The organism is Clostridium sp. FS41 (assembly GCF_000954015.1).
GTDB classification, from domain to species: domain Bacteria; phylum Bacillota; class Clostridia; order Lachnospirales; family Lachnospiraceae; genus Enterocloster; species Enterocloster citroniae.
Genome location: NZ_JYHN01000069.1, coordinates 319,841 through 343,067 on the forward strand (window position 1 = coordinate 319,841; position 23,227 = coordinate 343,067).

General features: G+C 51.4%; 18 protein-coding genes. 5 read left to right on the top strand and 13 right to left on the bottom strand.

Annotated features, from left to right (window positions below; translation table 11 throughout):
* Window positions 1–141: 141 nt before the first annotated feature.
* From CLFS41_RS22990 to thrC, 3 genes are all read right to left on the bottom strand, one after another.
* Window positions 142–2,256, bottom strand: a complete 2,115-nt coding sequence (locus tag CLFS41_RS22990) for a glutamine synthetase III (RefSeq protein ID WP_007866023.1) — start codon at window positions 2,254–2,256, stop codon at window positions 142–144.
* 259 nt (window positions 2,257–2,515) lie between these two features.
* Window positions 2,516–3,379, bottom strand: a complete 864-nt coding sequence (gene fba / locus CLFS41_RS22995) for a class II fructose-1,6-bisphosphate aldolase (protein WP_007866016.1) — start codon at window positions 3,377–3,379, stop codon at window positions 2,516–2,518.
* Between the two features lie 119 nt (window positions 3,380–3,498).
* Window positions 3,499–4,995, bottom strand: a complete 1,497-nt coding sequence (thrC, locus tag CLFS41_RS23000; protein WP_007866012.1) for a threonine synthase — start codon at window positions 4,993–4,995, stop codon at window positions 3,499–3,501.
* Window positions 4,996–5,198: 203 nt separating this feature from the next.
* Here thrC and sfsA point away from each other — a divergent pair, with 203 nt between their 5' ends.
* The gene (gene sfsA, locus CLFS41_RS23005) at window positions 5,199–5,948 is read left to right on the top strand and encodes a DNA/RNA nuclease SfsA (RefSeq protein ID WP_045093568.1); all 750 of its coding nucleotides are present in this window, start codon (window positions 5,199–5,201) and stop codon (window positions 5,946–5,948) included.
* Between the two features lie 172 nt (window positions 5,949–6,120).
* On the opposite strand, the gene CLFS41_RS23010 is transcribed toward sfsA, so the two are convergent.
* On the bottom strand, window positions 6,121–6,438 hold the full coding sequence (locus CLFS41_RS23010) for a hypothetical protein (protein WP_007866008.1): 318 nt from the start codon (window positions 6,436–6,438) through the stop codon (window positions 6,121–6,123).
* A gap of 143 nt (window positions 6,439–6,581) precedes the next feature.
* Here CLFS41_RS23010 and CLFS41_RS23015 point away from each other — a divergent pair, with 143 nt between their 5' ends.
* Window positions 6,582–6,824 (top strand): FeoA family protein, encoded by a 243-nt coding sequence (locus CLFS41_RS23015; protein ID WP_040416901.1) that lies wholly within the window; start codon window positions 6,582–6,584, stop codon window positions 6,822–6,824.
* Window positions 6,825–6,879: 55 nt separating this feature from the next.
* Here the strand turns inward: CLFS41_RS23015 and CLFS41_RS23020 are convergent, their stop codons facing one another.
* The 6 genes from CLFS41_RS23020 to CLFS41_RS23045 form a co-directional block, all read right to left on the bottom strand.
* On the bottom strand, window positions 6,880–8,112 hold the full coding sequence (locus CLFS41_RS23020) for a phenylacetate--CoA ligase (protein ID WP_007866003.1): 1,233 nt from the start codon (window positions 8,110–8,112) through the stop codon (window positions 6,880–6,882).
* Window positions 8,113–8,205: 93 nt separating this feature from the next.
* The gene (locus CLFS41_RS23025; RefSeq protein ID WP_007866001.1) at window positions 8,206–8,793 is read right to left on the bottom strand and encodes an indolepyruvate oxidoreductase subunit beta; all 588 of its coding nucleotides are present in this window, start codon (window positions 8,791–8,793) and stop codon (window positions 8,206–8,208) included.
* A gap of 24 nt (window positions 8,794–8,817) precedes the next feature.
* The gene (iorA, locus tag CLFS41_RS23030; RefSeq protein ID WP_045093569.1) at window positions 8,818–10,686 is read right to left on the bottom strand and encodes an indolepyruvate ferredoxin oxidoreductase subunit alpha; all 1,869 of its coding nucleotides are present in this window, start codon (window positions 10,684–10,686) and stop codon (window positions 8,818–8,820) included.
* Window positions 10,687–11,075: 389 nt separating this feature from the next.
* Window positions 11,076–12,341 (bottom strand): uracil permease, encoded by a 1,266-nt coding sequence (gene uraA / locus CLFS41_RS23035; protein WP_007865995.1) that lies wholly within the window; start codon window positions 12,339–12,341, stop codon window positions 11,076–11,078.
* A 30-nt stretch (window positions 12,342–12,371) separates the two neighbouring features.
* Entirely contained in the window at window positions 12,372–14,378 is a 2,007-nt protein-coding gene (locus CLFS41_RS23040; RefSeq protein ID WP_045093570.1) for a helicase-related protein, read from the bottom strand.
* 13 nt (window positions 14,379–14,391) lie between these two features.
* Window positions 14,392–14,787: a DUF6483 family protein gene (locus CLFS41_RS23045; protein ID WP_007865991.1), complete on the bottom strand. Its 396-nt coding sequence runs from the start codon at window positions 14,785–14,787 to the stop codon at window positions 14,392–14,394.
* A gap of 267 nt (window positions 14,788–15,054) precedes the next feature.
* Here CLFS41_RS23045 and CLFS41_RS23050 point away from each other — a divergent pair, with 267 nt between their 5' ends.
* The 3 genes from CLFS41_RS23050 (at window position 15,055) to CLFS41_RS23060 (ending at window position 19,453) form a co-directional block, all read left to right on the top strand.
* A complete protein-coding gene (locus tag CLFS41_RS23050) occupies window positions 15,055–16,959 on the top strand; it encodes a FeoB small GTPase domain-containing protein (protein WP_007865989.1) in 1,905 nt (634 codons plus the stop codon).
* Between the two features lie 201 nt (window positions 16,960–17,160).
* Window positions 17,161–18,222, top strand: coding sequence for a sporulation integral membrane protein YtvI (gene ytvI / locus CLFS41_RS23055; RefSeq protein ID WP_007865987.1), 1,062 nt, complete (start codon window positions 17,161–17,163; stop codon window positions 18,220–18,222).
* A gap of 49 nt (window positions 18,223–18,271) precedes the next feature.
* A complete protein-coding gene (locus CLFS41_RS23060) occupies window positions 18,272–19,453 on the top strand; it encodes a DUF3810 domain-containing protein (RefSeq protein WP_045093571.1) in 1,182 nt (393 codons plus the stop codon).
* A gap of 76 nt (window positions 19,454–19,529) precedes the next feature.
* On the opposite strand, the gene CLFS41_RS23065 is transcribed toward CLFS41_RS23060, so the two are convergent.
* From CLFS41_RS23065 to CLFS41_RS23075, 3 genes are read right to left on the bottom strand one after another with little or no spacing between them, the layout of a single operon-like run.
* Entirely contained in the window at window positions 19,530–20,507 is a 978-nt protein-coding gene (locus CLFS41_RS23065; protein WP_045093572.1) for a Gfo/Idh/MocA family oxidoreductase, read from the bottom strand.
* Window positions 20,508–20,533: 26 nt separating this feature from the next.
* Complete coding sequence (locus tag CLFS41_RS23070) at window positions 20,534–21,364, bottom strand: SDR family oxidoreductase (RefSeq protein WP_045093573.1); 831 nt, start codon at window positions 21,362–21,364, stop codon at window positions 20,534–20,536.
* 18 nt (window positions 21,365–21,382) lie between these two features.
* Complete coding sequence (locus CLFS41_RS23075; RefSeq protein ID WP_045093574.1) at window positions 21,383–23,179, bottom strand: FAD-dependent oxidoreductase; 1,797 nt, start codon at window positions 23,177–23,179, stop codon at window positions 21,383–21,385.
* Window positions 23,180–23,227: the final 48 nt, after the last annotated feature.

Below are 23,227 nucleotides of genomic sequence, written 5' to 3' on the forward strand. Positions count from 1 at the left end.
ACTTGGGAAAATGCAAGACGGATTAGAGTGTGTTTGAAAATTGCTTTTTGAAAATATACGCACAAAAATGCTGCAGGAAAACCGGATTCCGGCCATCCTGCAGCACGCTGTGATCTTACGATCTGTACTTTTTTAATATAACTATACTTCAAAAATCAGATCGCCGTAGCTTGGCATGGGCCACAGCTCTTTATCCACGATCATCTCCAGCTGATCCACAGGCGCCCTCAAGGCCGCCATGGCCGGAACCACATCCTGATGATAGACAAGGGCCTGCGTCTTGCCCCCTTCCGCTGCGGCTGCTTTTTCCGTCATCTCTGCCAGTCTGGAAAGGGCAGTCTTGGTCTCGCTTAAAAGGTCTGATGTCTCTAACAAAAGCTCTGTCTGCGTGCTGACATCCGCATCCGGGCAGGCGCTCTTAACAGCTGTGATAGATGCTGCCAGACCGGTGGTATACTTGATCACAGCCGGTATGATGGACTTACTGGCCATATCATACATGGTTCTTGCTTCAATATTAATGGCCTTGGAATAATTCTCATATTCAACCTCAGCCCTGGATTCCAGCTCCGCCCTTGTGAATACGCAGAACTCCTCAAACAGCTTTACCGCCTTATCCGTAGTCAGGGCGGGGATGGCATCAACCATGGACCGGATGTTGGGAAGCCCTCTCTGTTCCGCCTCCACGACCCACTCATCAGCATAGCCATTCCCATTAAAAATGATCCTTCTGTGAGCGGACAGTGTTTCCTTGATCAAATCATGTACGGCCATGTCAAAGTCACCAGCCTTTTCCAGCTTATCAGCCGCTTCCTTAAATGCCTCGGCCACAATGGTATTCAGCACTGCGTTGGGGGAAGCAATGGAATCCGAGGAGCCCACCATACGGAACTCAAACTTATTGCCTGTAAATGCAAAAGGTGAGGTCCTGTTCCTGTCCGTTGCATCCTTATCAAGGTCGGGAAGGATATCAACGCCTGTCTTCAGGGTGCCGCCCTTCTTGGAATGGGTGGCCTCTCCTGTGCTGCACAGCTGATCGATCACATCCTCCAGCTGTTCTCCCAGGAAAATGGAGATAATGGCAGGCGGCGCCTCGTTGGCTCCCAGCCTGTGGTCATTTCCCACATCAGCTGCCGATTCCCTCAAAAGGTCTGCATGGACATCCACAGCCTTGATGATGCAGGCCAGAACCAGCAGAAACTGGATATTCTCATGGGGCGTATCCCCGGGATTTAAAAGGTTGGTGCCGTCATCCGCGGTGAGGGACCAGTTATTGTGCTTGCCGGAACCGTTCACGCCCGCAAACGGCTTCTCGTGGAGAAGGCATGCCATACCATGGCGCCCTGCAACCTTTTTCAGTGTTTCCATCACGATCTGGTTGTGATCCACTGCCTGGTTCACTCCCTCGTATATGGGGGCCAGCTCATGCTGCGCCGGAGCCACCTCGTTGTGCTGTGTCTTGGCAGGAACCCCCAGCTTCCACAGCTCTTTATTCACATCGTTCATATAGGAACCGATCCTCTCCCGGATGGCCCCAAAGTAATGATCCTCCAGTTCCTGTCCCTTGGGAGGCATTGCCCCGAACAGGGTGCGCCCTGTGTAGATCAGATCCTTGCGCTGTAAGTACTTTTCACGGTCAACCAGGAAGTATTCCTGCTCGGCTCCCACGGAGGGCGCAACCCTCTTTGCAGTTGTATTGCCAAACAGCCTGAGGATCCTCAGTGCCTGTTCATTCACTGCCTGCATGGAACGCAGCAGCGGGGTCTTTTTATCCAGGGATTCACCCTTGTAGGAACAGAAGGAGGTGGGGATACAGAGGGTCACGCCAATGGCATCCTCCCTTAAGAATGCAGGTGAGCTACAGTCCCATACCGTATATCCTCTGGCCTCAAAGGTAGCCCTCAGACCGCCGGAGGGGAAGGAGGAAGCATCCGGCTCGCCCTTGATCAGCTCTTTGCCGGAGAACTCCATGATCACCTTTCCGTCATTTGGGGCGGAGATAAAGGAATCATGCTTCTCAGCCGTCACGCCGGTGAGAGGCTGGAACCAATGGGTGTAATGGGTTGCCCCCCTCTCAATCGCCCAATCCTTCATGGCGTGTGCCACCACGTCAGCTATGCTGGGATCCAGCTCTGCGCCGTCTTCGATGGTCTTCTTCAGTTTTTTGTACACGTTCTTGGGCAGACGGTCCTTCATCACCGCATCATTGAATACGTTCTTACCAAACATCTCAGATACATTCAATACTTCGCTCATAGATTCATCCATCCTCTCTTTTTAATCTTCCTCATCCATTTCCATCATCCAGATATTGTCATATACCCTTATCACTTAATTCTATTAGGCTTTGGCGGATATATAACAAAAAGGTGTTCCCCCTTTGAGAGAGAACACCTTTGTTCTTTATTAAAATAAACCATTTCACTTAAAATTGCAAGTGATTTTTTCGGAAATCATGTCTTTTATTCTAATAAGCTTTATTAAGCTGTCTTAATATCTGGCGTGATCCGTGCCATTAAGCCTTGCCCACGGAACCGAATAATTCCATCTTCTCTTTCACAGTTGCCTTGATGGCATCTGCGCCGGGAGCCAGAAGCTTTCTTGGGTCAAAGCCTTTGCCCTGCTGATCCTTGCCTGCTTCAATGTATTCCCTGGTTGCTGCCGCAAAGGTCAGCTGGCACTCTGTGTTAACATTGATCTTAGCTACCCCAAGGCTGATGGCCTTCTTGATCATGTCCTCAGGAATGCCTGTTCCGCCGTGGAGCACCAGAGGCATATCCCCAACCTTTTCCTTAACGCTCTCCAGAACATCGAAGCGCAGTCCAGGCCAGTTGGCAGGATATTTTCCATGGATGTTGCCGATACCGGCCGCTAAAAAGTCGATTCCCAGGTCAGCAATGGCTTTGCACTCATTGGGATCCGCGCACTCGCCCAGACCTACAACGCCGTCTTCCTCACCGCCGATGGAGCCAACCTCTGCCTCCAGGGACAGACCCATTGCATGGGCGATCTTTACCAATTCCTTTGTCTTCTCGATGTTCTCCTCGATTGGATAATGGGAACCGTCAAACATAATGGATGAGAATCCTGCTTTAATACATTTATAGCAGCCCTCATATGAGCCGTGATCCAAATGCAGCGCTACAGGGACCGTGATGTTCAGTTCTTCCATCATGGCCTCAACCATGGCTGCCACTGTCTTAAATCCTGTCATATACTTTCCTGCGCCCTCGGATACTCCCAGGATCACAGGGGACTTCAGCTCTTCTGCTGTCAGAAGCACTGACTTGGTCCATTCAAGGTTATTGATGTTAAACTGTCCAACTGCGTACTTGCCTTCCCTAGCCTTGTCAAGCATCTCTTTTGCTGAAACTAACATATGATACCCTCCTTATAAACTTTGTTATTTTATTAACCATCTTGCTTATTATATCGCAGTTGCGAACAAAAAGGAAGAGGTTTTTGACTACAGGTCATGCATACGGCGTGAATGAATGGTCAAACACACTCAAGTATATCTTTTACCGTTGCTTTCATTTTATCCACATCACACTCTGTATTGTGGCGGATGGGAGCATTGCGGATCTCCTCCACCGCCTTTGGAACTGCGACTTTGGACAGGCTGCTGAGGGCATCCACCACCTCAAACTCATCCCTGCCTCTCACGCTGTCAGGTCCGGCAATGGCTTCCATCACGCTGTTGGAGAATTTATATGGGCTGGCCGTGGAAGCGATCACTGTCTTTGTATGGTCACCGCTCTCCGCCCTGTACTGGCCGTACACAGCTGCGGCAACGCCCGTATGGGTATCGATCAGGTATCCTGTGCGGTCAAACATCTTTTTGATGGCGGCCGCATTCTCCTCCTGTGTTGCGTAACCGCCCTTAAAATCAGACATGAACTCACGCATATCCCGGGTCACGGTGTAGCTTCCCTTTGCAGAAAGCTCCTGCATAAGGGCCTCATTGGCAGCCCCGTCACAGCCGGTGCTCAGATAGATAAGGCGCTCCAGATTGCTGGATATAAGGATATCCATGGAAGGTGAATTGGTGAGAATGAACTCCCTCTTCCTGTCATAGGTTCCTGTGGTAAAGAAGTCATACAGCACTTTATTGTCATTGGACGCGCAGATCAGGTTCTTGATGGGAAGACCCATGCGCTTAGCGAAATAGGCGGCCAGGATATTGCCGAAATTGCCTGTGGGGACCACTACATTGATCTCCTCGCCCTGCTTGATCTCCTCATTGGCCAGCAGTTTGGCATATGCATATACATAATAGACGATCTGGGGAACCAGCCTGCCGATATTGATGGAGTTGGCTGAGGAGAACTGAAATCCCTTTGCGGCCAGCTGCGCCTCCAGCTCCTTATCCCCAAACAGCTTCTTAACGCCGGTCTGGGCATCGTCAAAGTTTCCATGGATTGCCACAACACTTGTATTCTCACCCTTCTGGGTACGCATCTGGAGTTCCTGCACCTTGCTGACCCCGTCCTTGGGATAAAATACAATGATACGCGTTCCAGGAACATCCGCAAACCCTGCCATGGCGGCCTTTCCCGTATCGCCGGAGGTGGCTGTCAGGATCACGATCTCCTTATCCACCTGGTTCTTCTTTGCCGCTGTTGTCATGAGATGGGGCAGAATGGAAAGAGCCATGTCCTTAAAAGCAATGGTGCACCCATGGTACAGTTCCAGGAAATATGCTCCCTCGGCCTTTGCCAGGGGGGCGATCTCCTCTGTGTCAAACTTGCTGTCATACGCCCTGGCAATACAGCTTTTTAATTCCTCCTGGGTATAATCCGTAAGGAACAGCTTCATGACCTCATAGGCGGTTTCCTGGTAGGTCATGGCTGAAAGGCGTTCCATTGGAACATCCAGCTTTGGTATCTCAGTGGGCATGAACAGGCCGCCGTCCTTTGCCAGGCCCTGCAGAATGGCCATGGATGCCGACACGCCCGTCTCACCGCCCCTTGTACTCTGATAGGTTAATCCCATACTCTTGTCCTCACTTTTTACATTTATGTTCAGATTTATTGTTTGGATCCGCGCTCTGCCTGTGGAGGCAGGGGAATCCTGGCTTACGTTATTGAAATATTAACACATTTCCTGGTTGGGTGCAACTGAAATCATGGGCAGCGCTTTACCGTGGCAAAATAATCTGCTATACTGGTCATGTTTTACAGCAGGAGGAACGATCAATGACTTATAAACATACAGTAACCGGAACCTTTCTAAGCCGCCCCAACCGTTTTATCGCACATGTGGATGTAAACGGCCGGACGGTTATATGCCATGTTAAAAATACCGGGCGGTGCAGGGAGCTTCTGATTCCCGGCGTTACGGTCATCCTGGAGTATCACCCGGAAGCAGGTGTTACAGGGCGCAAAACAGAATATGACCTGATCGGGGTATATAAAGGGAATGTGCTGATCAACATGGACTCCCAGGCTCCCAACAGGGCGGCCTGGGAATGGCTGGAAGCCATGAAGGGCCGGGCATTCCCCCAGCCGGGCGCGAACCCGGGTGATACTGTCCGGACACCTGACAATATACGCAGGGAGGTGACCCACGGGGATTCCCGCTTTGACCTGGCATTTACCCTGGATCATATGGACGGAAAAAGCCAGGTTCCCGCCTTTATGGAGGTAAAAGGAGTGACCCTGGAAGACCATGGTATGGCCATGTTCCCTGACGCCCCCACACTGCGGGGCATCAAACATCTCCACGGACTTGCCCAGGCCGTGAGGGAGGGGTATGACGCTTATGTATTGTTTGTGATCCAGATGAAGGGGATCAAAGGGTTCAAGCCCAACAATATAACCCATCCCGCCTTTGGAGAAGCCCTGAGGGAGGCGTCCTCCGGCGGGGTCCATGTGCTGGCCTATGACTGTATCATAACGCCTGACACCATGGCCGTGGATCAGCCGGTTCCTGTGTTTTTGGACTGAAAGGAGGGGCTCCGGTCATTCCGAAGCCCCCGTATCCCCAAAATTCTGTCATGTCTGAGATTCCAGTACCTCCAAGGTTCTGTCATGTCTAAGATCCCCCTATCCCCAGAGCCCTGGTATATCCAAAGCCCCAAGGATCAGAATTATTTACACAGACAGGATTATGACAGAATTACCGGCAATTCCAATTATTGCACTGGCAGCAGCAGGAACATCTGCTGGCGGCAGCGGCTGTGCGCTCAGCTGCCTGGGCAGCTGTCCTGGTCACAGCCGACTGATTGCAGCCGTTGTTGGAATAAAAACCAGCCATAAATCCCTGCCAGTACAGGTCGCAGCCGCGCCTGGAGTTATTGCCCCCTCTGTTTGATGCTGACGCAGCATTGCAGCCGCTGTTGCTGTAATTGATGCCATTGTTGGCAAATCTTTCATTTTCACTGAAAACAGCTTCCTCAAAGTTCTCACTGTATCCACCACAACTATTACAACTCATATTATATATCTCCTTTCATTTTGGTTGTACTCTATTATATGGGCCTGTACCAAATGTGTTCCTCACGTCCCCCTCCCCCGTTTCATCCCCCGGGATAAGCGCTCTGCATATAATATAATAACGAACCTGAAACGGTGAAATTTATGGTCTATCCGTTAAATGAATTAAATCCAGGAGATACCGCCGAAGTGGTCTGGATCATCAGCGATTCCTTTATGTCCTCACAGTTAGACGCCCTTGGCTTTACATTTAAGGAACGTGTCACCTGCATCCTGGGCAACCGCAGGGATTCCATGAATGCCTATCTGATCCGCGGCACCCTCATCGCTCTGCGCACTGAAAACGCAAAGGAAGTGCTGGTCCGGGCCCTGGAACCTTCCTCATAGACGGTCCCGCCCTGCCGGCACTTCCTCTGGCTGATGGCTGCTCTTATGTGATCTTTTAATACCTGTTGTCAAACACCCTGGTGGATTTTTTCTCGCTTCTGGGAAGTTCACCCAGTTCCACCAGCTTTACCACCGGTGTCAGACCGATCCTGTTCTTAAACTGGTTCTGTATCTCAATCTCAAGGGCATACCGGTTAATGGAGGGATTGGTCTCCACAAACAGGGTCAGCACATCCTTGCCCAGGAGATGGTCCACCATGACCTGGTACTCGCTGGATGCCCCGCCAATGGAGCTGAGCAGTTCCTCGATCTGGCTGGGGAAAATGTTCACACCCTTTACCTTGACCATATCATCCGTGCGTCCGATCAGGGTATCGATCCTGGGATACGGCGAACCGCAGGGGCAATCTCCCGGCACGATCCTGGAAAGGTCATGGGTGCGGTAGCGGATCAGGGGCGCTCCCTCTTTTTTCAGGGTGGTGATCACGATCTCTCCCACCTCTCCGTCAGGAAGGACTTCGCCTGTTTTGGGGTCCACAATTTCAATGTATATAAAGTCATCCCAATAATGCATGGCCCCCTGCTTCTGACAGTTGATGGCAATACCAGGCCCATAGACCTCGGTCAGGCCGTAGATATCGTAGAGATCCACTCCCAGCTCGGAGGCGATCCTTTTTCTCATTTTCTCGCCCCAGCGCTCGGAACCGATCACACCCTTTTTCAGGCAGATCCTCTCCCCGATTCCTCTCTTGGCGATCTCCTCGGCAAGAAGCAGGGCGTAAGATGAGGTTGCGCACAGGACCGTGGATTTCATATCCATCATCATGCGCAGCTGTTTGTCCGTGTTTCCCGGTCCCATGGGCACGGTCATGGCTCCCAGGCGCTCGGCTCCCAGCTGAAACCCGATTCCGGCAGTCCACAGTCCATATCCCGGCGTGATCTGGATCCTGTCCATGTTGGTGATCCCCGCCATCTCGTAACAGCGGGCAAACATCCGGGCCCAGTCATCCACATCCCGCTGGGTATAGGGAATGATGACCGGTGTTCCGGTGGTGCCTGAAGAGGAATGGATCCGCACGATCTCTTCCTCAGGAGCAGCCATAAGCCCAAGAGGATAGGCCTCCCTCAGATCTCCCTTCCATGTAAACGGAAGTTTCTCAAAATCCTCCTGCGACTGGATCTGGTCCACATTGATGCCTTCCAGTTTCTGTTTGTAAAAGCATTCTTTGCTGGTCAGTTTCTTAAGCTGTTCCTTGATAAGAAGGAACTGTGATTCTTTCATCTTCATTGATTTTTCCTCCATCTGTTATATGCTGGGGTGTGCCCGGCGGGAATGGTCAGCCCACCCCCCGGGTGTCAGAAAGCTGTTTTCAGGCACAGTCTAAACATGCTCTGAGGCAGCGCCCATTTTTAATGCCGTCACGTTCATGTCTCTGAATTTCTCAGGCACCCGCTTTAAGATGGCCTGCTCCATCTCCTCCAGGGAAATGCCTATAAGGCCGCTGGCAATGGCAGCGCCCAGAAGGGCCACATTTAAAACCTTGGTTGAGCCGCACCGGCTGCAGATGGAGGTTCCATCCACCACTACCAGATGATCCACTGTCTGTTTCAGATATTCCATCATCTCCTCACCTGTGTAGGCGCCTCCTGTCAGGGACGCGGTCACCGGCCGGATAGGAACGGGTGATACCACCACGCATCCGCCCTTTTTCAGATAGGGAAGGCAGCGTACTGCCTCCGCAGGCTCAAATCCGATCATGACATCCGCCCCTTTGTGGGGAATCATGGGTGAATAGATCTCTCCCCCAATGCGCACATGGCTTACCACGCTTCCGCCTCTCTGAGCCATTCCAATGGTCTCCGCGCCTCTGGCTTCCATTCCCTTTTCCATGGCTGCCAGGGCTATCAGGCGGGATGCAAGGACTGTTCCCTGACCGCCCACTCCGCATAACAATACATTCTTTGTCATATCCATCCTCCTAGTTATGAGCACTTAGCAGCCTTCATCTACAGGCTCTATGGCTTCCACTGTACAGATCTGGCCGCAGAGTCCGCATCCATTGCAGAGTCCGGCATCGATCCTCACCATATCCCCGTCCAGGACCAGGGCCGGGCAGCCGATCTCATTGATACAGGTCCGGCAGTTCACACACTTATCCTCCACGATCCTGCACTTTTTGGAGGTTTTTACAATGGCAATGCAGGGCGCCTTAAATATCACGGCACCCACTCCCTTTTTAGCTGAAATCTCCAGTACGGCGTCCACACACTGGTCCAGATCCAGTGCATCCACTGTCACAATGTTCCTGACACCGATGCCTTCCAGCACCTTTGTTATATCGATCTTATCCACCACCTGTCCCATCATGGTATGCCCGGTGCCCGGATGGGGCTGGTGCCCGGTCATGGCCGTGGTGGAATTGTCCAGAATGCACAGGGTCAGGTTTGCTTCATTGTACACCGCATTGACAATGCCTGTAAGGCCGGAGGCAAAAAAGGTGGAATCTCCCACAAAGGAAAAATACCGCTTGTCAGGCTCCACTCTCTGCATACCCTGGGCCATGGTTATGCCAGCCCCCATACAGAGACAGGTATCCACCATATCCAAGGGCTTCGCATTCCCCAGGGTATAGCAGCCGATATCGCCGCAGTAGATCCCCTCCACCGGCTTTTGGCCCTGAGCCAGATTCCGGTTCAGCTTTTCCATGGCCCGCTTCACTGCATAAAAGGAAGCCCTGTGAGGACATCCGGCACACAACACGGGAGGACGGATGGGGAGAGGCGGAACCGGGAGCGGGGAAACCGGATGGGCCGCCCCGATTTTTTCCAGGTATTCTATGTAAGGACGGCCCAAATATGCCTCCAGCACATTTCTAACAGATTCCACACTGTTCTCACCCGCGCTTTGGACATCCCTTGTCAGCTTCCCCCTGACATTCACATCCAGATGGTGCTTTCCGCACAGAAGCAGAAGTTCCTGCTCCAGCACAGGATCCAGTTCCTCCACTGCCATGACCTCCTTAAGGCCGTCCATAAACTCCAGCATCAGCTTCTCCGGCATGGGGTTGGGGGTGGAGATCTTGAGGACACGGACTCCCTGATAGCCGTTCAGGGCTTCCATCACAGACTCATAGTTGATGCCGTGGGTGATAATCCCCTTTCCCGATTCCTCATTCTCCCTGTGCAGCAGATTGAACCGATAAGAGCTGAAATCCTCGCCGATCACAGGATTGCGCTCCTCTATCATCCTGTGGTTGGCGTTGGACAGGCGTGGAAAGATCACCCATTTATTGGAATCTTTCACAAAACCCTCGGGTTCCGGAAGACAGACACGTTCTTTTAACTCCACACTGGCACAGCCATGGCAGATCCTTGTGGTGGGGCGGAACAGCACGGGCGTGTGGTATTTTTCCGAATACTCAAAGGCATCCCCGATCATCTCATACGCCTCCTCCGGGGAACTGGGATCAAAGACCGGAAGTTTGGAAAACTGGCCGAAGCAGCGTGTATCCTGCTCTGTCTGGGAGGAAATGGGACCTGGATCATCCGCCACCATCACCACCATGCCGCCCTTTACTCCCACATAGGCCAGACTCATAAGGGGGTCTGAGGCCACGTTTAACCCTACCTGCTTCATGGTCACCATGGTTCTGGCCCCTGTATAGGCAGCCGCGGCAGCCACCTCCATTCCCGCTTTTTCATTTACAGACCACTCCACATAAATATCGCCCGGGTTATGCTTTGCCACTGTCTCAAGGACCTCTGTGGACGGTGTCCCGGGATATCCGGAAACCACCCGCACGCCGGCTCTGATGGCTCCCAGGCCGATTGCTTCATTTCCCATTAAAAATGATTTGGACATTACCTCTCTCCTTCCGTATGGTCAGATGATATATTTATGTACAAAAAGACCTGCCCTTCAAGAAAGGACAGGTCTGAATATACAATACCTGCAATACCACCTTATCTGTTTACCGCTTCAACAAATATGCCAACACATATTCTGCCTTTAACGCAGGCCTGCGGTCCGGATACTGATACAGATCCCAGTTCATGACAGCCGCAGGGGCTGCTCCTGGTCTGACTTTCACCTTTCCCTCAGCGGTCCATTTGCCGTCCGGCCTATTACAGGGATCCCACCATCCCCTGCTCTCTGTGAATGCCCTTTACGGTTTGATCTCCGCTTCATCGGTTTAAAACTCTACTTTATCAGTTATTATTGCAGAAATTCCCCTAAATGTCAATGACTTTTCATTCCTGGTCATTGGTCAGGTGGAAATAATCCAGAAGGTAGAATACCAGGCTTAAGATCATCCCCACCACACAGGCCAGTACCATGCCGGTGAGCTGGATATTGCCGATCTTTACAGCAATTCCTGAAAGGCCGGTGACAAAGATGACCGAGGTCAGGGCCAGGTTCCTGGAGTTGCCGTAATCCACCCTGGAATCCACCAGGATCCGCAGGCCCGAGGTACCGATCATACCGTACAGAAGGAAGGAAATGCCTCCGATCACAGGTCCCGGAATGGTACTGATCAGGGTGGACAGTTTTCCTATAAAGGAGCATACAATGGAGAGCACTGCCGCGCCGGCGATCACGCGCACGCTGTATACCCTGGTAATGGCCATAACACCGATGTTCTCACCGTAAGTGGTGGTGGGAACGGAACCGATGAGGCCTGAGATCATGGTGGAGAAGTTGTCTCCGAACAGGGAACGGTGAAGCCCGGGATCCTTTAACAGGTCACGGCCCACGATCTTGCTGGTCACCACCTGATGGCCAATGTGTTCTGAGGTAATGACCAAAAGCACCGGAAGGATGGTCATAATGGCATCCAGGTTGAATTTGGGTCTGGAAAAATTAGGAAGGGCAAATACAGGAGCTGCTGCCACCGCCGTAAAATCCAGAAGTCCGCATGCAAATGCCGCCACATACCCTGCTATGACCGCGATCAGGATAGGAATAACGGAAAAGAATTTCCTAAACAAAATGGAACCAAATACCGCGGTGCCCAAAGTGATCATAAACACAATGATCTTTTTAGGATCCATGACTTCGTCCAAAAGGCCTGCATTCTGGGCCGCATTGCCGGAAAGTTCAAGTCCGATCAGGGCCACAACCGGTCCCATGGCAGCCGGGGGCAGAACTACATCGATCCACTCCGTGCCGAACTTATACACTATAAACGCAAGGATACATCCGCAAAACCCCACTACCACGAAACCGCCCAGGGCATAAGCATATCCTGACTCCCCGAAGCTGCTGATAACCACACCCGCAGGTGCCAGGAATGCAAAACTGGATCCCAGATATGCAGGCGCCTTTCCCTTTGTCACAAAGATAAACAGCAGAGTTCCCATGCCGTTCATAAACAGCACCACTGCCGGGCTGATGCCAAACAGGAACGGCACCAGGATGGACGCTCCGAACATGGCAAACATGTGCTGAATGCTCAGAGGGACCAGCAGTTTAATGGGCACCTTGTCCTCCACCTGAATGATACGTTTACTTTCCATTTTCTTCCTCCTTTGCCTCTCTCACTTTTATCATACACGCCCCACTGTGCCCGGCGAGTGCCGGCGCCCCCCGCGGTTGTGGGCGCGGTTTATCTTACCCCTCTCAAAACATCTCTCACATACGGAGAAGGGGTAATCCCATGACAGCTCTTTTCCGCAGGCAGAACACTTGCGGGAATAGCTGGCACATTCTGTTTTCAGGATACGGCTGATCTCTTCTTCTGTCCGGCGCCGCTCCTCGGCCAGATTCTCGGTCTGCACAGGCAGTCCCGCTTTTCTGGAAAACTGGAAATACAGATCCAGCATCTTATAATAGCTCTCCAGGTCATACAGGTCATCCCCGGGACTGTAAGGGAATTCCAGTTCTTCCATTTCCCTGTAATCCCTGCAGTAATCCTTCCAAAGATCCATGACCATCTTATTATCTATATCAATGGAACAGGTGATCAGTTTATAGATCTCCTGTCTGGTGAAATCCTCTATATCATTCTGGTGCACATGTTCAAACGTCATATACAATGCCAGCAGCTCATCCACCTCCATCTTCTCATAGATAGACGGGGTGTCCATGGATGCCCAGATCTTTACCAGGGTATCAATCTCAGCAGGCAGGTTTAAAAGCTGTTCCGGGAATCCCACATACGCTTTCATAATGGGAATAGGCAGCCGGGACAGTCCGTCCCGGATCACCTCCGGCTCATCAATGGCCGAGACAAATCCCTCATCATACAGGCCGAACCTGCCCGCCCTGCCCGCGATCTGCTTGATCTCCTCCGGAGTCAGGGTGCGCTTGTTCACGCCATCGAATTTCCTGGTTTCCACAAACACGATCCTGCGGATGGGAAGGTTGAGCCCCATTCCAATGGCATCCGTGCTGACCACAACCTCTGTCTCTTTTGCAAGGAAACGGCGGACCTGTTCCCTTCTGGTGGCAGGAGGAAGGCTTCCGTATATAACGCTGCAGTGGATCCCTTCGTTTTCCAGATGGGCTGCCAGGGCCAGCACTGATTTCTTGGAAAATACAATCAATGCATCTCCTTTTTTCAGGTCCCTCTTCAGATTATATGGTTTGGACTCCATGGTCAGCCTTGTATTCCTCTTATGGCGCACCACCCGGTACTGATCACCGCACCGCTTGATCATCTGGACCACAATATCCTCCGCCTCCGGCGCCATGCACAGATGTATCTCATCAGCCCGAAGTCCCAGCACGGCCCTGGTCCAGTTATGTCCCCTATATGGATCTGCGATCATCTGGCACTCGTCCACCACCACAATGTCAAAATATTCATGGTCATTGAGCATTTCCACGGTACAGGACTGGCAGATCGAACCGGGCACCTCCAGGGTCTCCTCCCCTGTTATCATGGAACAGGGCAGTCCTTCTGCGTTCAGCTTGTCGTAAACCTCCAGAGCCAGAAGCCTTAAGGGACCGAAATACGCTCCATGGCCGCACTCCTTCAGGCGCTCCAGGGCATCGTGGGTCTTACCGCTGTTGGTAGGCCCCACATGGAGGATAAACCTTCGCTTCATCTCCCTGGCTCCGGGGTATTCCTCCTCCGGCTTCTGGTTCACGGATTCCCGTATTCCCTTTTTTATGGTTTTGGGTATATAGAACAGCTGATAGGCCCGTTCCAGTGAATTGGTCAGAAGATAGCGGCGGATGCCCTGCATCTTCAGCACATGCTCCAGTTCCTCCAGTGACAGGCCGGACAGATATTCCAGATCCTTTCTTGCCAGCGCCTCGCAGAACTCCCCCATGGAGGCGCAGTTCTTTTCCCATTCCTCCACCGCCGGTCCCGGAGGCAGGTTCCCCTCCTTGCGCATGAGACAGGCACAGACTTTGGACAGCATGGCATGGATATCACTGAGCTCATTGGCCTTTTCAATGGGCTTTAAGTTCTCCTCTGTCAGGCGGCGCAGGCGCTTCTTTAATTCCGCCCCGGTCATGGCCCGGTAGCGCTTGTTCACATTTCCAAAAAACAGTTCCTTATAGTACTCCCCCAGAAACTGGACGCACTCCTTCTTTATCTCCATGAACACTCTCTTTCTAAACCATGGTCGTATCTACGAAATGCTCAAAGCCGGAAATACCGTACTCCGCGCATACGCTGTTAATGCCATCCACAATCTCTTCCCTGGAATAGTTGGCCTGGTAAAGGATGTCATCATTAAACTGGTTCAGATACATATAAAAAGTAAGGGCCATCTCCAGACAATCCAGGTCCGGAGGGTCCAGCTGGTCGGAAAGAAAATTCTCAGCCTCGTTAATGTCACCCGCATCCGCCAGATCCTTTAACTGACGGTATGTCCTGTCCAGAGGGGTATACTTTTCCTCGTCCTCCGGCAGTTCATAATCAATATCGTTCTTGCCCAGCACCAGCCTTGCAATGGCCCTTACCAGATCACTGATCGTTCTCATAACATAATCGTCCTGATATCCCATAACCGTTCATCTCCTGATTGTTTTTGAATTAGAGTGATGTTCAAACTCGCTCCAGTACTGCGTATAAGTATAGTTGATATCGATTCTGCCGTCAAGCAGTGGATTCATCCTGTCATATGTGATATAAATGCCCCCGGACCGGGGGAGTTTTCACGGTTATTTGCGCAACCCGGTATCGGGCCTTGCACAGAGGTATTTCTGCGGCATATGTAATTATAAGAACTGCTCCGCCCTCTGTGGCGGATTTTATATATATGGAGTGATTCAATGGAAAATGGATGCAGTGTCATTGCTCTTACAGGCAGTCCCAAAGCGGGAAAAAGCACGATATTTAACGGTCTTACAGGTAAATGCCGCTATACCGGCGGCTGGTGGGGGGATGACGGTACACCCGGCCGGGGAACCTACCGGTACTGTGATACCACCTACCTGCTCATGGACCTTCCAGGCATCTATTCCCTTCCCAGGGAGGCCTTCCCTGCGCCGTACCGGAAACAGACCCCTGTTCCCCTGTTTCCGGTACGGCCTGATGTGATCGCTGTGGTGGCTGACGCCACCCGGCTGGAGATGGGCCTCCATCTTCTCAAGCAGGTTGTGAAGCGGGCGGCTCAGGAAGAAACCAACACCCCCATTGTACTGTGTGTGAATTTTTGTGATGAAGCCCTGCGTCAGGGAATCCTCATTGACTTTAACCTTCTGGAGGATGTGCTTCAAATCCCCGTCATTCCCTGCTGCGCCAGAAAACAAAGGCACCTGGATGATATAAAGACAGCCATCCACTATGCGGCAAAGCCGTCCAACAGTCAGATGTTTTCCTATGACTGTCTGGACTTTTCCCCTAAAAATCTGACCCGCGAATGTATTACCGTCATATCCGCTGCTTCCGGAGCACGCAGGGTCATAGCGGATCATCTGCTCACCAGCCCGGTTCTGGGAAAAGTCATACTGCTGCTGGCCCTGGCCGCGGTGCTCAGGCTGACCATGGCTGCCTCCGGCCTTCCATCGCGGATCCTGTGGGATGCGCTGGCACGGCTGGAAAACCGCCTGGACATGATCATGACTTATCTGGGAACAGCTCCATGGGTCACGGGAAGCCTGATCCACGGGGGATTCAGGGCCATGTCCTGGGCCGTGGCCGTGATGTTTCCCCCGCTTACCGTCTTCTTCTTTTGCTTTACCCTGCTGGAGGACCTGGGCTTCCTGCCCAGGGCAGCCTGCGTCATGGATCCTGTATTGGAAAAATGCAGTTCCTGCGGAGGACACTGCCTTTCCATGGCTCTGGGACTGGGATGCAACGCCGCGGGCGTGGCCTGCTGCAGGGCGATCCGCTCTCCCAGGGAGCGCATGGCAGCCGTGCTGACCAGTTCCATGGTTCCCTGCTGCGGCCGGCTTCCCATTTTTATTGCCCTGATCCCCCTGTTTTTTGCTTCAGCCCCGGTTGACTCTGTGGCCGGCTCCCTGGCCTGCGCCCTGTTTTTTGCCATCCTGCTGCTGTCCGCAGTCTACATGGCCCTGGGAATTTCCTGGCTTTTATCCCGTACCGCATTAAAGGGACTTCCCTCTGCTTTTGTCCTGGAAATGCCGCCGTACAGGAAGCCGAGGATCACGGCCTCCGCTCTGCGCTCCCTGCTGAACAGGACCCTGGTCATGGTGGCCCGCGCCGTCAAGGCTTCTGTTCCTGCCGGAATCCTTATCTGGTTCCTGGCCAATGTGATCTACACAGGGTCTGACGGGTTTGCGCTGGCCTTTGCATCCCAGGGGGTAAACGGGCCCAGTCTTCTCTCCTTTTTTACCGGCGTTCTGGACCCTGCCGCCCGGCTTCTGGGAATGGACGGCATCATCCTTGCCGCATTTATCCTGGGTTTTCCTGCCAGCGAGCTGGTCCTGCCCCTTCTGATCATGATATACATGCAAGGGGACAGCCTGGTGTCCATGACCAGCGGGCTCCCTCTGCACCAGCTGCTCACATCCAACGGATGGACCTGGACCACTGCGATGTGTACCCTGGTATTTGCCCTGTTTCACTGGCCCTGCCTGACCACATGCAAAGCCATTGCCAGAGAGGCCAGGGGATGGAAATGGGCAGCGGCAGCCGTATGTATCTCCACCCTTCCCGGCATTGCATTGTGTATGGGGATCTCATTTCTGACCCGCTTGCTGGCCGGCTTCTGATTCCGGTAATTACAGCGGAGGCGGTCCCTATTTTTCATATTCCGGGGGATGCCAATGGTATATGGAGGAACATGTGCAAAACAACACTGTTCCAGCAAAAAATATACCAAAGGTTGTCCCCCATTTTCTGGGGATTCTTCCTTGACTGTGACTTGCGGAATGCCTATAATAGAGGTAATGAAATAAACAGGAATCTAATTTATGGACATTCAAAAGCGCAGGACATTCATTATCAGCTTCGTCTACTTTTCCATCATTGGCGTGCTCTGCTACATACTTTTTAAACGGCTGATTCCCATGCTCATGCCTTTCATAGCGGCACTGGCCATTGCCGCTATGCTGGATCCTGCCGTCTCCCTGCTGGAAGCGCGGATGGGGAGAGGAAAGGAACAGGCAGCTGTGGTGGTTCTGCTGGTATTTTACGGGTGTATCCTTGGGATCATAGCGCTGGCAGGAAGCCAGGCCGTGACCATGATCCAGGAACAGGGAAAAAAACTGCCCGCCTTTTACAGCGAGGTGGTGGAGCCGGGTCTGTCCCGATTCTTTTCCCTTTTGGAAAACAGCTTTCCCGGACACAGCATCCATATCTCCTCCCTTGGAAGCAGTCTGGAACATGCCATGGAAAATGCGGCGGGCGCCCTTTCCTCCAGCCTGATCGGCTGGGGGGCATCTGTGATCGTGGGATTCCCCACCCTGCTGGTGGATCTCCTTGTAACAGTGATCGCCTCTTTTTTCCTCACCGGCAGTTATCGCCAGGTCATCTCTTTTCTCCTGCGCCAGCTGCCAAAAGACAAACGCACCATGCTTATTCAAGCCTGGACCAGCGCCCGTAATGTTACAGGCCGCCTTATAAGGGCCTATGCCCTGTTAATGTCCCTGACCTTTGCGGAACTCTATGCAGGATTCTATATACTGGGTGTACCCATGGCATTTACAACCGCCTGCCTCATTACACTGGTGGATATCCTCCCCGTATTGGGTACAGGCACCATTTTACTTCCCTGGGCCCTGACAGCCTGGGTCAGCGGTCCCAAAAGCCTGGGCTTCGGCCTGCTCTGCCTCTACCTGCTGATCACTGTCATCCGCCAATCGCTGGAGCCCAAGGTGATCGGCCTGCAAATGGGGCTTTCCCCGGCCGCTACCCTGCTGTGCATCTTTGCAGGAGGAAAGCTTCTGGGCCTTCCCGGCATTTTCCTTTTCCCCATTGCGGCTACCGTGCTGGTGGAACTTGACGAGGCCGGTGTGATCCATATATTAAAGTAATCGCTAAAAATAACAGCGGGTGTGATACTAAATAAAGGCAGGTATACCTATGAAGCTTCCCTTAAAAGCCAACTTACGATCCTCCGGTTTAGCCGCCAATTGCCCCGGGACTGCGCTCCGCCTTTTTATAGCGGGTCTTGTTCTGGTTCTTCTCTCAGGCATCCTCACCATGTGTTCCAGGATGGTCCCCGGATTTGCCCAGAACTACTCCGTCACAGTCTATCCTGTGCTGGTGAACACACTGGGGCGTTTTAGCGGGCTGTTTCCATTTTCCCTCTCTGAGGCAGGTCTGTACCTTACCGTAGTATTCTGCATCATCAGCATTGTCCTCCTGTTTAAGAGGCCCCTGTGCTCACTGGCCCGTGTCTTCTTTTATGCCTGTCTCCTGCTGTTCCTGTTTACAATAAACTGCGGGATCAACTATTACAGGAGCCCATTTTCCTATGAGGCGGGTATGGTTATGGAACAGTCCTCTACAGAGGAGCTTTACAGCCTGTGCCTGTTCCTGACCAGTCAGGTGAACAGTTCCCTGGAGGAAGTGGACCACTCTACGGATTTCCTGTCCGGCCTGTATCCGGGCCAGACAGAGGATACCCCTCTGCCGGCAATGTCCGCTCTCAGGGAAATGGGTCTGGAAGGCGTAACCGCCATGAACAACCTGGGAGCTTCCTATGCCCAGCTGGATGGATACTACCCCTACCCCAAGCCCCTGATGAACCCCAGGCTGCTGTCCATCCAGCAGCTCTGCGGCATCTATTCCCCCTTTACCATTGAGGCGAACTATAACAGGGAAATGCCCTACTACAATATTCCCCACACCATCTGCCATGAGCTCTCCCACCTAAAAGGCTTTATGCGGGAGGACGAGGCCAACTTCATCGGCTACCTGGCATGCATCGGCTCCCAGTCATCGGATTTCCGCTACAGCGGCTACCTCACCGGCTGGGTCTACGCAGGCAATGCCCTGGCAAAGGTGGACCTGGAAGCATACTATGAACTCTATGGCATGCTCTCCCCCAAAGCAGCCCAGGATCTGAAATGGAACAACCAGTTCTGGGACCAATATGACGGCAAGGTGGCAGAAGCCTCCACCCAGCTCAATGACCGCTACCTGAAAGCACACAGCCAGGAGGATGGTGTCAGGAGTTATGGGCGGATGGTGGATCTGATGCTGGCGTATTATAGAGAAGCGCTGGAGGAAGAAAAGATAGATCCTGATCTTCATAGTTAGGATTTTCATGAACCGAATTAAGAGGCAGGCTGATGGACAGTCTGCCTCTTATCATTCTGTTTTTAATATGCAATAATTACAATGGCCGTGTTACCGACAACACAACTTCCAGGGATTTACACGCTTCTTCTATAGTGCATGACACAGGAAGATCCTCAGCAACTGCCCGAAGGAACTCGAGATCTTCGTCTATAAACATATCATCCCGGGTTGTGACTCCTGTCTCCTTTTCCCAGTTACCATCTGCACGCCCTAAATAAATCGTATAATCCTCCCACCTTGAAAAATCGATAAGTATGGTTCCCTCCGTACCCACAAGTTCCATTACCCTTCTACGGGGACGCTGATAAAAATCCAGATGTATGCTGGCAGAAAGCCTGTCCTCGAATTCCAAAAGTAATTCCACATTATCTGGAGACTCAAATCCCAAGTCTGTGTAGGCACCGTAGATACCATAGCTACGTTTCACCGGTTGCCCCGCATACCAGATAGCCAAGTCTAGATCATGTACCATCTCAAAAGCGCCGGAATACTTTACGTAATAGGTTTTCCGATAATCACGGCGGACAGTGGGAAGATGTTCCCCCACCATAGCTCTGACAGATATCAGCCTTCCAATTTCTCCCTGACTTAAAAGATCTTTTGCCCTTAAAAGGCCCTGGTGATAGCGAAAACAAAAACCTACCATAACTTTCAGCCCTGTCCTATCCCGTAATTCCTTTAGGTGCGCAACCCCGTCAAGATCAACTGACAATGGCTTTTCCAAAAACACATGGCATCCACGAGTCAAAGCCTGGACTGCCATATCTATATGGAGTCCAGTGGGAGTGAGGATAAACACCACCTCCGGATGGCTGTCCAGTAAATCATCATATGAATCTTCCAGCCCTATCCCCGGAGTCCCAGCAAGGGCCGCCTCCATCTTTTCCCTTGAGGAATCAAAAACCCTGATATCCTCAACTCCCAGGGTATGCAAGATACGAATATGCCGTTTGCCAATGGAACCGCACCCCGCCACAGCTACCTTTAGCTTTTTATAATCCAAATTATCCATATCAGCCTTTCCTTCTCCTGCTTGTTTTATCTGTATATAGAGAATCCACCATCTACCACCAAGTTGTGCCCTGTCACGTAATCTGATGCACTGCTGCACAAGAACAAAACCGGCCCCATGATATCTCCCCCCATATGTCCCATATGTCCCAGGGGGATTTTTTTACTGGAATCCCGGTCAAATCCCTGGCTCAGTTCTCCTTTATTAAATAATCCCGGTGACAGCGAATTGACATGAATTCCATAAGGGGCCAGATATGCCGCAAGATCCCGGCTCATTCCAATAACACCGCTTTTTGCCGCCGCATATTCCACCGGCTGCTGGTTACGTCCATTCTCCTTATATATGATCCGGTTTCTTCCCACCATACCTGCAACTGATGCAATATTAACAATTTTTCCCCTTCCCTGCTTGATCATATATCCAGCTACTGCCCGACAGCAGTACAAAACACCCATAAGGTTAACGGCAATCATCTCCTCCATAGCGTGGATATCACGGACTGCAAAATCTCCATCTGAAAGTCCCGCACCTCCTCCGGCATTATTTACCATAATATCAATCCTGCCTTGAAATGCGGCCGCTTCCCCTGCCATCTGCTCTACACTGTCCCATTCCTGCTGCACTAACTCCAATCCAAGACTATTTATACCATAATGTTCTGACAATTCTCTGGCAGCGTCTTTAGCCCGTTTAAGACTTCTGGAGGTTACAATAACGTTAGCCCCCGCCTGTGCAAGAGCCGAAGCCATATCCGCACCCAGCCCTGTATTTCCTCCTGTGACGATTGCAGTTTTTCCCTTCAGGCAAAAGCGTTCCAATATACAATCTGCCTTTTCCACTCCTGCTTTTTCCATTTTGTCCTTTCCTAATATTTAGTAAGCTCTGATTTCATAAATCTTTCCGAAATCCGCCCCATAAGTGTCTGTCACGGTCACCTGAATCTGATCACAGCATACCTGCTGTCCCAGTGGAAGTTTCACCATTCGCATATAGTTTTCCAAGACAGGGATTGTTCTCACCACCTGATGATCTAGTAAAAACTTAACTGTAAAATCTTTTACCAGTTCCGGCGGCACCCCGGGAATCTGGTCCACTAAATGGGCTTTGAACAAAAACAGCGAAATCTCTTTACCTAAGTTAGTATCAAAACGTAAAATCAGTTCAGACAGCTCTACGGCTTTACCAAAATCCAGAATAATCGACTGCCCTTCGCCCAATCGGCCGGACTGCCAACAATGGGAATTGTCCTTTTCGCTTCTGTGTACGCCATCAACCACATGCCAAGGCTCCTTTCCCTCTATCCAAGAGGTAGCCGTAATGTTGGTGCATACAGGTGCCTTGTCTTCTGCATCACTATTTTTGACATCCGGAATATAACAATCATCACGCAAAAGCTGCTGCTGTAATTCCTCTATACAATTCCCAATGTCCTTTGGGAGGCATTGCTTACGGATAGCAAGAGCCGCAGCAGTACCTACCGCTTGCCCGCCAACCCCGCAGGTTCCCATCATCCGGGTAGAACCGTGAGCCATATGAGATACACTGATACATCGACCTGCCATCATAAGATTCCTGATATTTTTTGAATAATAGCATCGATAGGGAATTTGGAATATATCAGGAACATGGATATAGTCTGTCGGTAAAGATTCCAAATTCTTCATTCCTCTGATTGCATGCATATCCATGGGCCAGCCTCCATACGCAACTGCATCCTGGAATTTGGATGAGGAGAGCAGATCCCTTTCATTAAGGACATAATCTCCCGTAATGCGCCGGCTCTCCCGCTTTGCGGGAAGGAACTGTACCCAATCCAGCACATAATTTTCCGCTCCGTGGTCACCTCCATTCTTCAGATGATCCCATACTCCATATAGGATTTTTAACAGTTCATCCCGGATTTCCTCTGTATCTTCTATGACATCTAACTCTCCTCCCCCTAGCTCGATCCACCAATATCCGGAGTCTATTCCATATTTGGACTGCCAGATATGGGCACCGGAACAGTGTCCACGATGTTTTAAATCCTCTTCAGTATAGGTGTTGGCCCAAAAAGGTTTCTCAAACTTTACCGGCCTCCCGGTATTAAAAGATTTAAACATCAGAGTAATCCCCATTACATAATCGTCATGGGTATCCGGCGCATCCGGTTCGTTAAATTCGGTTTTTGCCTCCCGTCCTTTCATATATTCAGCGCCTGCTCTGGCTCCTACAAATCCATCTCCAGTACTATCCACAAAAATTTTACCATTTATTTGGTACTCCTTTTCATTAGTAATCTGGACTGCTGATACTGCTGTAATCATATCTCCTTCTGTTTCCACCTGAGTAACCCGCGTGTTAAGATAAAGATCCAGATTTTCCTGAAAATGTGTCATTTCCCAAAAAATCGTATCAGAAATAGAGAATGACTGCTCCACATTGCATCTTCGGTTCTTTAGTAAAAACTCTTCCACGATTCCGGTCTCCCTGGCATTGGGGCGCGTTCCATGGGCATCTGCCCCGCAAATACACATCCGCACCTCAGAACTGGCATTTCCTCCAAGAACCGGACGATCCTGAATCAAGGCTGTAACTGCTCCCCCTCTGGCACTGGCCAATGCGGCGCAGACTCCAGCAAGCCCTCCTCCTACCACTACCACATCATAATTTTTTTCTATCACTGACATGTTCCTCTCCTCCTTTTTTCGTTCATTTTGTTTCCTGCTTTCAGCAGC